12 protein-coding genes are annotated in these 14,896 nt (G+C 68.3%); 3 read left to right on the forward strand and 9 right to left on the reverse strand.

Annotation, left to right across the window (positions count from 1 at the left end):
- Positions 1 to 68: 68 nt before the first annotated feature.
- Positions 69 to 2,666: a DUF3772 domain-containing protein gene (locus V5F66_RS12070; protein ID WP_394093940.1), complete on the reverse strand. Its 2,598-nt coding sequence runs from the start codon at positions 2,664 to 2,666 to the stop codon at positions 69 to 71.
- A gap of 172 nt (positions 2,667 to 2,838) precedes the next feature.
- On the opposite strand from V5F66_RS12070, the gene dapE reads away from it, so the two are divergent.
- The 3 genes from dapE (at position 2,839) to V5F66_RS12085 (ending at position 6,811) form a co-directional block, all read left to right on the forward strand.
- The gene (gene dapE, locus V5F66_RS12075; RefSeq protein WP_394093941.1) at positions 2,839 to 4,068 is read left to right on the forward strand and encodes a succinyl-diaminopimelate desuccinylase; all 1,230 of its coding nucleotides are present in this window, start codon (positions 2,839 to 2,841) and stop codon (positions 4,066 to 4,068) included.
- Positions 4,069 to 4,074: 6 nt separating this feature from the next.
- Positions 4,075 to 4,851, forward strand: a complete 777-nt coding sequence (locus V5F66_RS12080) for an alpha/beta hydrolase (protein ID WP_394093942.1) — start codon at positions 4,075 to 4,077, stop codon at positions 4,849 to 4,851.
- Positions 4,852 to 4,927: 76 nt separating this feature from the next.
- Positions 4,928 to 6,811: an ABC-F family ATP-binding cassette domain-containing protein gene (locus V5F66_RS12085; RefSeq protein WP_012114116.1), complete on the forward strand. Its 1,884-nt coding sequence runs from the start codon at positions 4,928 to 4,930 to the stop codon at positions 6,809 to 6,811.
- On the opposite strand, the gene V5F66_RS12090 is transcribed toward V5F66_RS12085, so the two are convergent.
- The 8 genes from V5F66_RS12090 to V5F66_RS12125 form a co-directional block, all read right to left on the reverse strand.
- A complete protein-coding gene (locus V5F66_RS12090) occupies positions 6,780 to 7,736 on the reverse strand; it encodes a LysR substrate-binding domain-containing protein (protein ID WP_394093943.1) in 957 nt (318 codons plus the stop codon). The two genes, V5F66_RS12085 and V5F66_RS12090, sit on opposite strands and share 32 nt — an antisense overlap.
- A gap of 192 nt (positions 7,737 to 7,928) precedes the next feature.
- Entirely contained in the window at positions 7,929 to 8,996 is a 1,068-nt protein-coding gene (locus V5F66_RS12095; protein WP_394052226.1) for a YeiH family protein, read from the reverse strand.
- Positions 8,997 to 9,137: 141 nt separating this feature from the next.
- Entirely contained in the window at positions 9,138 to 9,911 is a 774-nt protein-coding gene (locus V5F66_RS12100; protein ID WP_394093944.1) for a ferredoxin--NADP reductase, read from the reverse strand.
- Between the two features lie 10 nt (positions 9,912 to 9,921).
- Positions 9,922 to 10,284 (reverse strand): ferredoxin FdxA, encoded by a 363-nt coding sequence (gene fdxA / locus V5F66_RS12105; protein ID WP_012114112.1) that lies wholly within the window; start codon positions 10,282 to 10,284, stop codon positions 9,922 to 9,924.
- Positions 10,285 to 10,508: 224 nt separating this feature from the next.
- Positions 10,509 to 11,384: an ABC transporter ATP-binding protein gene (locus V5F66_RS12110; RefSeq protein ID WP_012114111.1), complete on the reverse strand. Its 876-nt coding sequence runs from the start codon at positions 11,382 to 11,384 to the stop codon at positions 10,509 to 10,511.
- A 17-nt stretch (positions 11,385 to 11,401) separates the two neighbouring features.
- Complete coding sequence (locus tag V5F66_RS12115) at positions 11,402 to 12,361, reverse strand: ABC transporter permease (RefSeq protein WP_394093945.1); 960 nt, start codon at positions 12,359 to 12,361, stop codon at positions 11,402 to 11,404.
- Positions 12,362 to 12,366: 5 nt separating this feature from the next.
- Positions 12,367 to 13,821 (reverse strand): ABC transporter substrate-binding protein, encoded by a 1,455-nt coding sequence (locus tag V5F66_RS12120; RefSeq protein ID WP_394093946.1) that lies wholly within the window; start codon positions 13,819 to 13,821, stop codon positions 12,367 to 12,369.
- A gap of 180 nt (positions 13,822 to 14,001) precedes the next feature.
- Positions 14,002 to 14,778, reverse strand: a complete 777-nt coding sequence (locus tag V5F66_RS12125; protein WP_394093947.1) for a Crp/Fnr family transcriptional regulator — start codon at positions 14,776 to 14,778, stop codon at positions 14,002 to 14,004.
- Positions 14,779 to 14,896: the final 118 nt, after the last annotated feature.

Here is a 14,896-nt window from a genome sequence, read left to right on the forward strand (position 1 = left end):
CGCCCGCCTTGTGCGCCCTCAGGGTTGAAGAAGCGTTAGCGGAGGGGAGCCGAAGCCCCTCGCCGCCCTCACTGGAGCGGGTCGGGCGGGGCCGGCGGCGGCGGCACCATGTCGGCGGGCGCGCGCGACAGCGAGGCCCAGGGCTGGATCGCCATGCCGATGCCGGCCTTGCGGAAGCGCGCGAGCACCTGGAAATGCAGGTCGCTCTTCACCGTCAGGCCGTAGTCCACATTGGCCACCACGCAGCGCAGCTCGAATGCCATGCCCGCATCGGCGAACTTGGTGAGGAACACCCGCGGCGGCGGCGTCTGCAGCACCTGCGGATGGTCGCAGGCGCAGCCGACGAGGATGTCGCGCACCTCCTCCGCATCGCAATCGTAGGACACGTTCACCGCCACGATGATGCGGCCGGTGGTGTTGGAGTGCGTCCAGTTCTTCACCATGCCGGTGATGAGGTCGGAATTGGGCACGATCACCGTGGCGCGCTCGAAGGTCTCGATCTCGGTGGAGCGCACCGAGATGCGCCGCACATAGCCCTCCTCGCCCTTCACATTGATGGTGTCGCCCACCCTTATGGGCCGCTCGGCGAGCAGGATCAGGCCCGACACGAAGTTGGACACGATGGCCTGGAGGCCGAAGCCGATACCCACCGAGAGCGCGCCGGCCACCAGCGCGATGTTCTCCAGGTTCAGTCCCACCTCGCTCATGGCGATCATGATGGCGATGATGGTGCCCACATAGCTTACGATGGTGGCGATGGAGGATTGCAGCGACGGCTCCAGCCCCGAGCGCGGCAACAGGGCGGTGGAAACCCAGCGCTGGAAGGCGCGGGCGGCCACCAGGCTCACCAGCAGCAGCAGCACCGCGTAGAACACGCTCCACAGGGTGATGGTGGCGGTGCCGATGCGCACGCCGAAGGAGGCGCGCTCCACCGTGTCCATCACGTCGGCGGTGGAGGTGCCCCAGCTGCCGGCGATGAGGAAGGCGGCCACCACGAACAGCAGCAGCTTCAGCAGGCCGGAGAGCACCACCCCGATCAGCTCGAGGCTGGTGGGCTGGAGGCCGAGGGTCTTGGACATATGCCGCGCGCGCGGCGTCTCGGCCGAAAGCCCCTCGCCGAAGAAGGAATCGATGAGGGCGTAGAGCAGGTAGAGCCCGCCCAGTACCGCTGCGGCCACGATCATGCGGGCGGCGACGAAGGCGGCGAAGCTCACATAGCCGCCCACCAGGGCGCCGATGAGCAGGATCACCGACATCCAGATGACAAGGCGCAGCCATTGCGGGCGGCTGCCGGACGCCGCCTGCTCCGCCGGGGAGGCCTCGCCCTCGGTCTCGATGCCGCCATCCTCCGAGCGCGCGACACCCACCAGGAAGCGGGCGATGAAGCCGGCGATGAACAGGGCAAGCAGCGCGCTGGTCAGCACCGTCAGGCCCACGGGGGCGAACAGCACCTTGTGCAGGGCGTTGAGGAAGGCGGCGATGGCCAGCGTCCACACCGCGAACGAGAAGTAGCGGAAAGCGAGCGCTGCGGCGGCGTCCGAGAGCGGCGGCAGGCGGCGCCACGGCTCGTCGGGAGCGAGCAGCGCGCGCGCCACCGCATTGCCGATGGCCTTGATGAAGACCGCCACCACCAGCCCGTGCAGCAAGTCCGCGGCGCGCGGCGGCACCACGTCGAACCCGCCCAGAAAGGCAAGGGCGGCCATGGTGGCGGCGGGCGCCACGCAGGCGTTGAGGACGAGCACCTTCAGCGCCTCGCGGGCGGAGCGCAGCCTTGTGAAGCTCTCGCCCGACCCCGGCGGCGGCGTGCGCAGCCGGCGGCGCAGCAATCGCCCGCCCAGCACCACAGCGGCGCCGATGCCGAAGCCGCCCAGCACGATGCCGAGCAAGGCGAGGGAGCCCTGGCGGCGCTGCGCGAACGAGGACCAGTCGTTCACGAAATACTTGACGGCCCGCCACTCGGACGACACCGAGGACAACGCGTTGCCCCAGAGATCGGGATCGAGGATGGAGTCCGAGCGCTCGAACAGCTGGCCGGTGAACAGCGCCCGGCGGCGGGAACTGATGCGGTCGGAGATCTGGTCGGCGCGCAGCAACAGGGCGCGGTTCTGCTTCAGGACGCCGCCAAGGTCGGAGCTGATCTTCTGCAGGCGCTCGCGGTCGGCGGTCACCGCCGGGTCCTCGGTGGCGCCCTCGGCGGGCTTGGCGCCGAGGCCGCTCAGCCGGCTCTCCGTGTCGGCGACGCGGGGGGCGATCTGGTCGCTCACCGTCGCAAGGTCGCGGCGGGCGGGGTCGAGCCGCTGGCGCACGTCGTCGAGGTCGTTGGGGCGCAGCCCCTCCAGCGCAAGCGTCGCGTCGAGGGCGTCGAGGGTGGCCCGTGCCGCTTCCAGCTTCTCGCGGGCGGCGGTGATCATGGGGTCGGGCGGCACCACCACCGGCTTCGCCGCTTCCGGAGCGGCGGCGGCAGGCGGAGCAGCAGCAGGGGCTCCGGCAGCAGGGGCCCCGGCGACGGGCGCAGGCCCAGCCGGCGCGCCCGCGGCGGGCACGCTCTGGTGCGGGGCGGCCTGCCCCTGCGCCGTCTGCGCCCCGGCCTGGGCCAGGGGAACGCTCGCCACAACCATCGACAGGAAGAGCGCGACCAGAACGGCCGCGGGCTTCGTTACATGCATATCGGACCTCCGCGGCGGCGTTCCTGTCGCCCGAAGGCGGCATGTTCGTGGCGGATGGGAGAGAAAGGCGGCGCGGCGGGGCTTCGAAATCGCGAAAACCGGTATAAAGATCGTCCCGATTTTCGCCTTTTCGCATCCTTCGGCCGCAACCGGAGGCAGAGAGACTCTCGTGATGACCGGCGCCGCTCCCGTCAAGCCCCAGGCTGCACCTTCCGACCCCATTGCCGCCCCCATTGCCGCCCCGATTGCCGCCTCCCCGGCCACCCCCGATCCGGTGGCGCTGGCCGCCGAGCTGATCCGCGCGCCTTCGGTGACGCCGCACGCGGACGATGCGCTGGAGCTGGTGGCGAAAAGGCTGGAGGCCGCTGGGTACCGCGTGGAGCGCCTGACATTCGAGACCGGCGGCGTGCCCATCCCCAATCTCTACGCCCGTATCGGCACCGACAGCCCGAACCTGTGCTTCGCCGGGCATGTGGACGTGGTACCCGAGGGAGATGCCACCCAATGGCACCACGCCCCCTTCGCCGGCACGGTTGAGGACGGTGTGCTCCATGGGCGTGGGGCGGTGGACATGAAGGGGGCGGTGGCCGCCTTCCTCGCCGCCGCGCTCGCCTTCGGCCGGCCGCAGCGCGGCAGCCTCTCCTTCCTCATCACCGGCGACGAGGAAGGCCCGGCGCTGGACGGCACGGTGCAGGTGGTGGAGTGGCTGAAGGCCAGGGGCGAGACCATCGACCATTGCGTGCTGGGCGAGCCCACCAACCCCGATGCCCTGGGCGATGCCTTCAAGGTCGGCCGGCGCGGCAGCCTCTCCGGCATCCTCACCGTGAAGGGCGTGCAGGGGCACGTGGCCTATCCGCACCTTGCCGACAATCCCATCCCGCGCCTCCTGAAGCTCATCGGCGAGCTGACCGCCGCCCCCCTCGACCACGGCTCGGATTTCTTCCCGCCCTCCAACCTGGAGGTCGTCTCGGTGGACGTGGGCAATCCGGTGTTCAACCTGATCCCCGCGCAGGCCACCGCCCGCTTCAACGTGCGCTTCAACGACCTGTTCTCGCTGGAGAGCCTGAAGTCCGAGATCATCCGCCGCCTCGACGGCGCCGGCCTCACCTACGACCTCGCATTCCAGAACGGGGCGAGCCAGAGCTTCCTCACTGCCCCCGGCCCCTTCACCGAGCTGGTCGCCAGCGCGGTGGAAGAGGTGACCCGGCGCCGGCCCGAGCCCTCCACCTCGGGCGGCACCTCGGATGCGCGCTTCATCAAGGACATCTGCCCGGTGGTGGAATTCGGCCTCGTGGGCCGCACCATGCACAAGGTGGACGAGGCGACGCCGGTCAAGGACATCGAGGCTCTCACCGCCATCTACGGCCGCATCATCGCCCGCTATTTCTCAACCTTCGCGTGAGTTCGCATGACGCCCAGTGAAACGACACTCGACGAAGACTTCTCCCGCCTCGACGTGGACGGCCGCGACATTGCCGTGCGCAGCGTGGCCGGCGCGGCGCCAGGCCTGTTCTGGCTGGGCGGCTTCAAGTCGGACATGACCGGCACCAAGGCCGAACACCTCGCCCGCTGGGCCGCCGGGCATGGCCGCGCCAACGTGCGCTTTGACTATTCCGGCCACGGCATCTCTGGCGGCGCGTTCGAGGAGGGCACCATCTCCCGCTGGCTGGAAGAGGCGGTGGCGGTGTTCGACCGGAAGACGCAAGGCGATCAGGTGGTGATCGGCTCGTCCATGGGCGGCTGGATCGCGCTGCTGCTGGCGCGGCTTTTGGCCAAACGGGGGGAGACGCGCCTGAAGGGGCTGGTGCTGGTGGCCCCGGCGGCGGACTTCACCGAAGACCTGATGCGGGCGCGCTTTTCCCCCGAGGTGTGGGCGCAGATCGAGACCACGGGCCGTTTCGAGCGGCCCTCGGCCTATGGCGACGGCCCCTATGTCATCACCCGCGCCCTCATCGAGGACGGGCGCCGCCACCTGCTGCTCGGCGCGCCGTTCGCGGTGGGCTGCCCGGTGCGCATCCTGCAGGGCGCGCAGGATGAGGACGTGCCGTGGGCGCACGCCATGCGGCTCGTGAGCTGCCTTGCCGAGGACGACGTGGTGTTCTCCCTCATCAAGGACGGCGACCACCGCCTGTCCCGCCCGGAGGACCTGGAGCGCCTGACCGACGCAGTGGCCGAGCTGGCATGAGGGAAAGGCCGGTGAGGGCGCCCCCCACCATCCCGCCCCTTGCCCCCGCTGCCCGCGCCTGCGAAAAGGCGCGACCATGATCGTTCTCGACGATATTTCCCTGCGCCTCGCCGGGCGCCTGCTCATCGACCATGCCTCTGTCGCCATTCCGGAGAATGCGCGGGTGGGCGTGGTGGGGCGCAACGGCTCGGGCAAGACCACCCTGTTCAAGGCCATCGTCGGCGAGCTTGAGCTGGAGAGCGGCGCGGTGCGCCTGCCCAACCGCACCCGCATCGGCCGCGTGGCGCAGGAGGCGCCCGCCGGCCCCGACAGCCTGCTGGAGCGCGTGCTCGCCGCCGACACCGAGCGCGCCCAATTGCTGCACGAGCGCGAGACCACCCGTGACCCCATGCGCATGGGCGAGATCGAGATGCGGCTCCTCGACATCGACGCCCATTCGGCGCCGGCGCGGGCGGCCACCATCCTTGCCGGCCTCGGCTTCGACGAGAGCGCGCAGCAGCGTCCCTGCTCGGAATTCTCCGGCGGCTGGCGCATGCGCGTGGCCCTCGCCGCCCTGCTGTTCACCGAGCCGGACCTGCTGCTGCTGGACGAGCCCACCAACTATCTCGACCTCGAAGGCACCCTGTGGCTGCAGGATTACCTGGCGCATTATCCGCGCACGGTGATCCTCATCTCCCATGACCGCGACCTGCTCGACGAGAGCGTGGACCACATCCTCCACCTCACCGGCAAGAAGCTGACCCTCTACAAGGGCGGCTTCACCGGCTTCGACCGCCAGCGCCGCGAGCGGCTGCTGCTGGACCAGAAGGCGCGCAAGAAGCAGGAGATGCAGCGCGCCCACATGGAATCCTTCGTGGCCCGCTTCCGCGCCAAGGCCACCAAGGCCAAGCAGGCCCAGTCGCGCCTCAAGGCCCTCGCCCGCATGGAGCCTCTGGCCGCCCAGGTGAGCGAGGAGGCCGCCGCCATCTCCATCCGCCACCCGGAGCGGCTCTTGTCCCCGCCCATCCTGGTGATGAACCACGTGTCGGTGGGCTACGTGCCGGGCAAGCCGATCCTGCGCAATCTTGATCTGCGCATCGACGAGGACGACCGCATCGCCCTGCTCGGTCCCAACGGCAACGGCAAGTCCACCTTCGCCAAGCTCATCGCCGGCCGGCTGGAGGCCGAAAGCGGCAGCGTGGTGCGCGCCGACAAGCTGGAAGTGGCCTATCTCGCCCAGCACCAGATCGACGAGTTGATCCCCGGCGACAGCCCGGCCCAGCATGTAAGGAAGCTCATGCCCGACGCGCCCGAGGCGCGGGTGCGCGCCCGCGCGGCGGAGATGGGCTTTTCCGGCGGTGCCGCCGACACCAAGGTGTCGTCCCTCTCCGGCGGCGAGAAGGCGCGGCTGCTGCTGGGCCTTGCCACCTTCCACGGGCCGCACCTCTTGATCCTCGACGAGCCCACCAACCATCTGGACATCGAGGCCCGCGCCGCCCTCATCGAGGCCATCAACGACTATCCCGGCGCCGTCATCCTCGTGTCCCACGACCGGCATCTGCTAGAAGCCTGCGCCGAGCAGCTGTGGCGGGTCTCCGGCGGCACGGTGAAGGCCTATGACGGCGACCTCGACCAGTACAAGCGCGAGGTGCTCTCCAAGTCCGACGGCGACCGCATGACCGATGCCGGCCGCAAGGACAAGGCCGAGCTGAAGAAGGACGGCGCCCCGGCCGAGGGCAAGCGCCGCGTCGCCACCGGCCCGCTGAAGAAGCGCATCCGCGAGCTGGAAGCCGCTGTGGAGAAGCTGGAGAAGGAGATCGCCGGCATCGACGTGAAGCTCGCCGCGCCGGACCTCCACGCCAAGAAGCCGCTGGACGCCGCCCGCTTCGCCAAGGCCCGTGCCGATGCGGTGGAAAAGCTGGCCCAGGTGGAAGAAGAATGGCTCGCCGTCAGCGCCGAGCTCGAGACCGCGGGCGGCTGACGGGCGCCGCAGCGGCTCCGGTTGCGGGAATCGTCGCGCCTTCCGCCGGCTCGCGGATCAGCGCCATCAGCGCCTGCGCCGCCCGCGAATGATAGCGATCGGCGTGGCGCAGCACGTAAAAGCGGCGGGCCGGAAAGGTCAGGGGCAGCTGGCGCAGGGTGCCGGTGGCAAGGCCCGCCGCCGCCACGAGATCCGAGATCACCGTCGCGCCCGCCCCTGCCGCCACCGCGCTCACCACCGCCTCGTTGGAGGGCAGCTCCAGTACCACCCTGAGCCCGGCGGGGTCGAGCCCGGAGGCCTTCAGGGCGTCCTCGAACACCTGCCGCGTGCCCGAGCCCGGCTCGCGCAGCACGAACGGCATCTCGAACAGATCGGCCGGGGCGATGGCGCGCCGTTTGGCGAAGGGGCTGCCCGCCGCCGCCACCAGCACCAGCCGGTCGCCGGGCACAGCGGTGCGGGCGAGCAGGGGCTCTTCCACCTCGCCCTCCACGAAGCCGAGGTCGGCGTTGCCCTCCCGCACCGCCGCCGTCACCTGCGTGGTGTTGCCGATGACCACCGACAGGGCGATGTCGGGATAAAGCGTGTGGAAGCGGTTGAGCACCGGCCCGAGCCAGTAATTGGCGATGGTCTGGCTGGCCTCAAGGGCCAGCCGCCCGCGCCTGAGGCCCGAGAGATCCGCGAGCACGGTCTCGGCGGCGGCAGCGCGGGCGAGCACGGCCTCGGCTTCGGGCACGAAGGCGTGTCCGGCCTCGGTCAGTTCGATCCGCCGCCCCACCCGGTGGAACAGGGCGACCCCGCAGGACGCCTCCAGCGCCGCCACCGAGGCGCTCACCGCAGACTGGGTCATGTGGAGGGCCTCGGCCGCGCGCGTCATGTGCAGGGCGCGGGCCACGGCGACGAAGACCTTCAACTGCTCCAGCGTCATGGACGCGCCACCTTGCTTCGCTCGATCGCCGCGCGAGCTGGTTCGCTCAGGCGCCGCGCGGGCTATCATATGCCAACGGCCCGGTCTGCGACCGGGCCGAGAGGGCACGCTCAGGCGCCGCGCGGGCTATCTCATGCCAACGGCCCGGTCTGCGACCGGGCCGAGAGGGCTTCGCTCAAACGCCGCGCTGGCTCACATGAGCGTCTTGATCAGGATAAGGCTCAGCACCGAGATGAACAGCCAGGCGGCGGCGCCGAGCATCAGGGGTTTCACCCCCTTGAGGCGCAGCTTGGCGATGTCGGTCTCCAGCCCCATGGCCCCCAGGGCCACCGCCAGCAGGAAGGTGGTGGCGACGGCGATGTTGGCCTTCACCTCCGCCGGCACCACCCCGGTGGAATTCAGCATCACCATGCCGATGAAGCCGAACACGAACCACGGCATGGGCGGGCTGGCATGGCCGGCCTCCTTGTCGCCGCGCGCCCGCCAGATGGCGGCAGCGCCGAGGCCGATGACGAGGGGCGCCAGCAGCATCACCCGCGAGAGCTTGGCCACCGTGCCGAACTCGCCGGCCTGCTGGCCGCCCTGGAAGGCGGCGGCCACCACCTGCGCCACCTCGTGGATGGACGAGCCGGTCCAAAGGCCGAAGGCGTGGGCGTCGAGGCCGGTGTAGGGCAAAAGCGCCGGCATGATCAGCATGGAGAGCGAGCCGAACACGGTGACGCAGGCCACCGCATAGGCCACGTCCTCATCCGAGCCGCGCGTCACCGTATTGGTGGCGATCACCGCCGAGGCGCCGCAGATGGCGGTTCCCGCCGCGATCAGCTCCGACAATTGCCTGTCCACCCCCATCAGCCGGCCCAGCCAGCGGGTGGCGAAGAAGGTGGCGAACAGCGTCCCGGCCACAATGGAGAAGCCCACGAAGCCGACCGAGCGCACCTGCGCGAAGGTGAGCTGCAGGCCCAGCAGTACGATGGCGAAGCGCAGGATGCGTCGCAGCGCGAACTTCACCCCCGGCCTGGCGATGGCCGGCGTGCCGAAGATGTTGTGCAGGCCCATGCCGATGACGATGGCCAGCACCAGCGGGCTTACCAGCCCCATGCCGGGGATCTGCCGCAGCCCATAGGCCGCCGCAGCAATCAGCACCGTCAGCGCCAGACCCGGCAGGATGCCGCCGAACGCGCGCGTCAGGAAGCCGGGCGCGGCGGGCAGCGGCTGTGTGGTGGGGGGAATGGCGGGCTCGGACAACAACTTGTCGGTCATGGCGGGGTTCCTCGAACGCGGCGAGGATCGCGCCGCATGACACATCGATCAAACGAGTTATATTTCTACAATTGATCGATTTTCATGATTATTTTGACATCTGGTCGGAAGGGGCAAGGCCGCGCCATGCCCCCCACGCCCTCACCGCTCGGCGAAGGCCTTTTCCACCACGAAGGTCTCGGGCCGGTGCCCCGCCCCTTCCATGAAGGCACGGCGCTCCAAGAGGTCGCGGGTGTCGGCGATCATCTGCGGCGAGCCGCACAGCATCACCCGGTCATGGGCGGGGTCGAGATCGGGCAGGCCGAGGTCGGCGAACAACTGGCCGCTCTCCATCAGGTCGGTGACGCGGCCGCGGTTGCGGAACGGCTCGCGCGTCACCGTGGGATAATGGAGCAACTGGGTTGAGGCATATTCGCCGAGGAAATCGTGGCTCTTCAGCGCCGCCACCACGTCCTCGCCATAGGCCAGTTCCGCCACCTCGCGGCAGCCGTGCACAAGGATGATGTGCTCGAAGCGCTCATAGGCCTCCGGGTCCTTGGCGATGGAGACGAACGGCGCCAGCCCGGTGCCGGTGGCCAGCAGATAGAGCCGCTTGCCGGGCTTCAGATTGTCCAGCAGCAGCGTGCCCGTCGGCCGGCGCCCGACCAGGATGGGATCGCCCGGCTGCAGCATCTGCAGGCGCGAGGTGAGCGGACCGTCCGGCACCTTGATGGAGAAGAATTCCAGCTGGTCCTCATGGGGCGCGCAGGCGAGCGAATAGGCGCGCAGCAGCGGCTTTTCGTCCACCGGCAGGCCGATCATGGTGAACTGGCCGCTCTTGAAGCGGAACGCCGGATCGCGGGTGGCGGTGAAGGAGAACAGGCGATCGGTCCAGTGACGAACCTCGAGGACGGTCTCGGTGTTGAGATTGCTCATGCGCCCCTCCTCACGCCGCGCCGGACGCGGAGGAGCCGTCCGCCTGACCCGGCGCGGGGGAAAACGCGCTCTCGAACTTGTCGGCCACGTCCATCCACTGGGCGGCGTCCGCCGGCGGCTCCTTCTTCTCGGCGATGTTGGGCCACAGGGCCGCATACTGCGCATTCAGCGCGATCCACGGCCCGGCCTCCGGCGCCGTATCGGCCGCGATGGCGGCGGCGGGGCATTCGGGCTCGCAGACGCCGCAGTCGATGCACTCGTCCGGATTGATGACGAGCATGTTCTCGCCTTCGTAGAAGCAATCCACCGGGCAGACGGCGACGCAATCCATGAATTTGCAGCGGATGCAATTGTCAGTGACGACATAGGCCATGGGGCAGGTCCTGTTAAGTCTGCAACAAGACTAGCCTTACGGCGCCACAAGACTGAGCGCTAAGGCCTTGGAGGGTCAATTAATTGCAGTCTTTTATGCTCATGTGATCGAGGACGACGGCAAGAGCCAGCTCCCCGATGCCTCTCCGCAACAAAACGCCGTCATCCCCGGTGAAGAGGGGACCCCGGACAAGGCGGAGGCTGGCGGGAGCCGCGGCGTGCCCCTCACACCACCTGGGCGAGGTTCGAGCCGTTGAGGTTCACGGCGAGGCCCTTCAGGGCGTCCTCGTTCAGCTCGCCGCCCATGGCCTTCAGGCTCTCCTCGCGGATCAGCGCGCCGAGGTCGGCCCGCAGCCGGATGAATTCGGGCGAAAGCTGCAACGCCGCATCGCGCGGGCGCGGCAGGGGCACAGTCACCTCGGCCTTGATGCAGCCGGGGCGCGCGGTCATCACATAGATGCGGTCGGAAAGGAAAATCGCCTCGTCGATGTCGTGGGTCACGAACAGCACCGAGATGCCGAGGCGCTGCCAGAGGTTGGTGAGGATCTGCTGCATGATGACCCGGGTCTGGGCGTCGAGCGCGCCGAACGGCTCGTCCAGCAGCAGCACCTTCGGCCCCGTGGCAAGCGCCCGCACGATGCCCACGCGCTGCTTCATGCCGCCGGACAGCCGGTCGGGATAGTGGTTCTCGAAGGCCGACAAGCCGGCCAGCCCCAGCAGGGTGCGCGCGGCCACCGCCCGCTCGGAGCGGCCCATGCCGCGCATCTTGAGGCCGAATTCCACGTTTTCCCGCACCGTCTTCCACGGGAACAGGGAATATTGCTGGAACACCATGCCACGGTCGGCGGAGGGGCCCTTCACCGCCTCCCCGTCCACGGTGACGCGGCCGGCGGTGGGCTTCAGGAAGCCCGCCACCGCATTGAGCAGAGTGGACTTGCCGCAGCCTGAAGGGCCGATGATGGAGACGAACTCGCCCGGGTTCACCACCAGGTCGGCGTCGCTCACCGCGATCACCGCGCCGTCGATGGTGTCGTAGGCCAGCTCGAAGCCGGTGACCTCGATGAGGCCGGTGTTCGTGGGGGCGGTTGCGGGAATGGCCATGGCGCGCCTCGCGGGGTTCATTTTGCCCGGGACCAGGGCGTCACCGCCCGCCCGACCAGCCGGATGAGGAAGGACGACGCGAGCCCCAGCACGCCGATGGTGATCATGCCCAGCGCGATGTCAGGATACTGCACCAGGGAATAGGCCTCCCACGTGAAGTAGCCGATGCCGAACTGGCCGGAGATCATCTCCGCCGCGATCAGCGACACCCAGGCCACCCCCATACCCACCGTGAGGCCGGTGAAGATCTGCGGCAGCACCGCCGGAAAATAGACCTCGAGGAAGGTGGCGCGCTCACTCGCCCCGAGGCAGCGCGCGGCGCGCACCAGCACCTCGTCCACATTGGCCATGCCGTGCAGCGTGTTGAGCAGGATGGGGAAGAACGCGCCGAGGAAGGTGATGAAGACGATGCTCTGCTCGTTGGTGGGCCACAGCATGATGGACATGGGCACCCAGGCAATGGCCGGGATGGGCCGCAACACCTCGCAGACCGGGAACACGAATTCCTTGATGAGCGCATAGCGCCCCATCAGCAGTCCCATCGGCACCGCCACCAGCGCCGCGAGGGCGAAGCCGAGGAAGATCCGACGGCATGAAATGACGATATGGTCGAAGAAGGTGCCGGTGGAGAAGGCGGTGCGCGCGCTCTCCAGCACCTGTTCCGGCGAGGGCACGTTCAGGAACCGCACATAGAGGTCCATGCGGTTCACGGTGACCACGTGCCAGGCGAGGATGAACAGGCCGATGGCCAGCGCCCCGAGCAGCGTCGCCCGGATCACCTGCATGTTCAGTCTGAGCCAGCGCCGGGCGAGGCCGGGCAGCGAACGGTCTGGCGGCACCACGACCCCAACGGCCGGTCGCTCGGGCCGCAGCAGGATGGATCCGGCGGCGGGACGCGCAAGCGCCCCCTCCGCTGCGCCGGCGATATGCAGGGGGGCCTGCATCTTCATGGGGGATTTCGCCGCGGCGCTCTTCATGGCGTTCACCCGCGCCCCGCGGTGGCGGCCTTCAGCGCATCGCCGAAGCTCATCACCTTGCCGCCCGCCTTGGCCGCCGCCGCTTCCGCGTCGGCCTTCAGCATGAAGGGCAGGATCTCCCTCTTGCCGTCCTTCGCGCTCACCGCGAAGAACGCATCGGTGGCGAACAGCTTGATGCCGCGGGCGGTATCGAACAGATAGGTCATGTTGGCCTTCTTGCCCTGGGCGGTCAGCTCGGCCAGAGCGCCCAGCGTGCAGGCGGCGCTGGAATAGGGCTTGACGCCCTCGCCCTCGATCCAGATCTCGCCGGCCTTGCGCGGCTCGGTGATCTTCACCTTGCAGAAGCTGTCGTCGCCGCTCACCTCGTAGTTGGCGAGGCTTTTGAGCTGCGCCTCGTAATCGAGGCCCATTTCCTTGAAAGCCTGGCGCATATAGGTGTCGTTGACCCAGGCCTTGGTGTCGAATTCCTTCATGCGGCCGAGCTTCTGCAGCACGGCGGCATCCTCCGCCGCGTCGGCCACGAGCTGGGGCTTGAGGGTGGGATCCAGGGTCATGATGCCGCCCGGGCCGAGGAAGATGTAGACCACTTCCTTGTCGATACCGGTCCACTTGGCGATCTTCTCGGCCGCGCCCTGCGGATCCTTGCGGACCCATTCATTGGCCTCGATCACGGCCTTCAGATAGGCCACGACGACTTCCGGATACTTCTGCGCGAAATCGGTACGCACCACCATGCCGTGCCAGGTGGGGGCGTTGGTCTCCACCCCGTCGAAGATCTTGCGGGCGAAGCCGCGGAACGGCAGCAGCTCGGCAAAGGGCACGAAATCGGCGTGGGCGTCGATCTTCTTTTCCTGGAGGTTGGTGGAGCCAACCTCCGGCGACTGGCTCACCAGCTTGAAATAGTCGGCGGGCCAGCCCTTGTCCTGCATGGCCTTGAGGATCATGCCGTGGGCCGCCGAGCCGAACGGCACGCTCAGCACCTTCCCCTTCAGGTCGGATAGTTCGAAATAGGGCGAGTCCTTGTGCACCACCACGCCGTTGCCGGAGCCGTCGAGATTATAGGCGGCGATGCCGATGAGCTGCGACTTGGACTGGGGATTGGACTGGAAGGTATAGCCGTTCACCACCAGCGGATAATCGCCCATGGCGCCGAACTGGAGCTTGTCCGCCATCATGCCGTTCGTGACCGGCGGGCCGGAGGTGAAGTTCTGCCAGTCGATGGTGTAGGCAACGTTGGCGTACTTGCCGTCCTTGGGCAGGTACTTCTCCAGCAGCTTCAGCTCCTTGATGACGACGCCGGTGGTCACCGTGTTGGTGGTGGTGTCCTGGGTGCCGATGCCGAAGCTGATAGCGGTCTGGGCGCGGGCGGGAAGCGCCGCAAAGGCGCAGCTTGCCGTGAGGACGGCGGCCACGGTGCGAAGCAGGCTGGAGCGGAAAGACTTGGCGCGAAACTGGGTCATCGGATCCACCTCTCGGGGCAAAGACGGCTCTTGACGGTGATCTTCGGGCGCCAGCTTCCATTCGTTCAAAGGAAGATGCGGAGGGGGTGTCGATTAGTTGCCTCCTTTCGAGACCCGCCTCTTTCTTGATCACACGGTGCCTGCCTTACCGGCGCACCCCCTCTTGCCCCCCAACGGGCCTCAGCGGTCGCCCCGCATCACATGGAGCGCGTCGAGGTCATGGATCACGATCTTGGCCTTCTCGGCTTTCAGAACGCCCTGTTCCTGTAGGCGCTTGAGGCTGATGGTGACCCATTGCCGCGTCGCCCCGACCATGTGGGCGAGGTCGGCGTGGGTAAACGCCGTGCCGACGACGATGCCGCCGTCCTCCCGCACCCCATAGGAATCCGCGAGGTGCAGGAGCAGGTGGGCGAGGCGCTCGGTGACCGATCGGGTGCCCAGCATCTGGGCAAGGGCGGAGTAGCATTTCCCCTTGAACGTGAGCCCCTCGATGAGGCCGATGGCGAAGGCCGGCATCTGGGCGATGAGCCGGCGCAGCGTCTTGCCGTTCAGATGCACCACCACCGAATTGGTGGCCGCAACCCCCGACCACACATGCTGTCCCTGCCCGAACAGCTCAGGTCCGCCGACGAAATTGCCGGAGTTCCAATAGGCCAGGGTGATCTCGCGGCCCGAGGGCGCGATGTAGAAGACGCGGATGCGGCCACTCTCGATCAGGAAGATCCCATCGTGGGGCGTGCCCTGGGAGAACAGCATCTTGCCGCGATAGACCACGCGCTTCTGGCCCTCGCGCAGCACCTCCTCGCGCTCCTTCGCGGTGAGGCGCTGGAACAGCAGCGGCGGGCCATTGGTAAGGGCGGCGTTCTCTGTGAGCAGAAGCGCCTGCGCAGGAGTGGCGCCAGCCAGGAGCGACGATGCCGCGACGGGAAGCGGCCCATGGGGCGGGGCGTTCAGCATGGCTTCTCTCCAGGTTGGATCGATTCTCAACCGCAAGAAGCGTACCATCGTTATTATAAGTTTTTTGGTCGATTATCTATATAAATAGACTGACAGCGGCAGCCGAAACGCAAACGGC

Source organism: Xanthobacter versatilis, assembly GCF_043193975.1.
GTDB classification, from domain to species: Bacteria; Pseudomonadota; Alphaproteobacteria; order Rhizobiales; family Xanthobacteraceae; genus Xanthobacter; species Xanthobacter autotrophicus_E.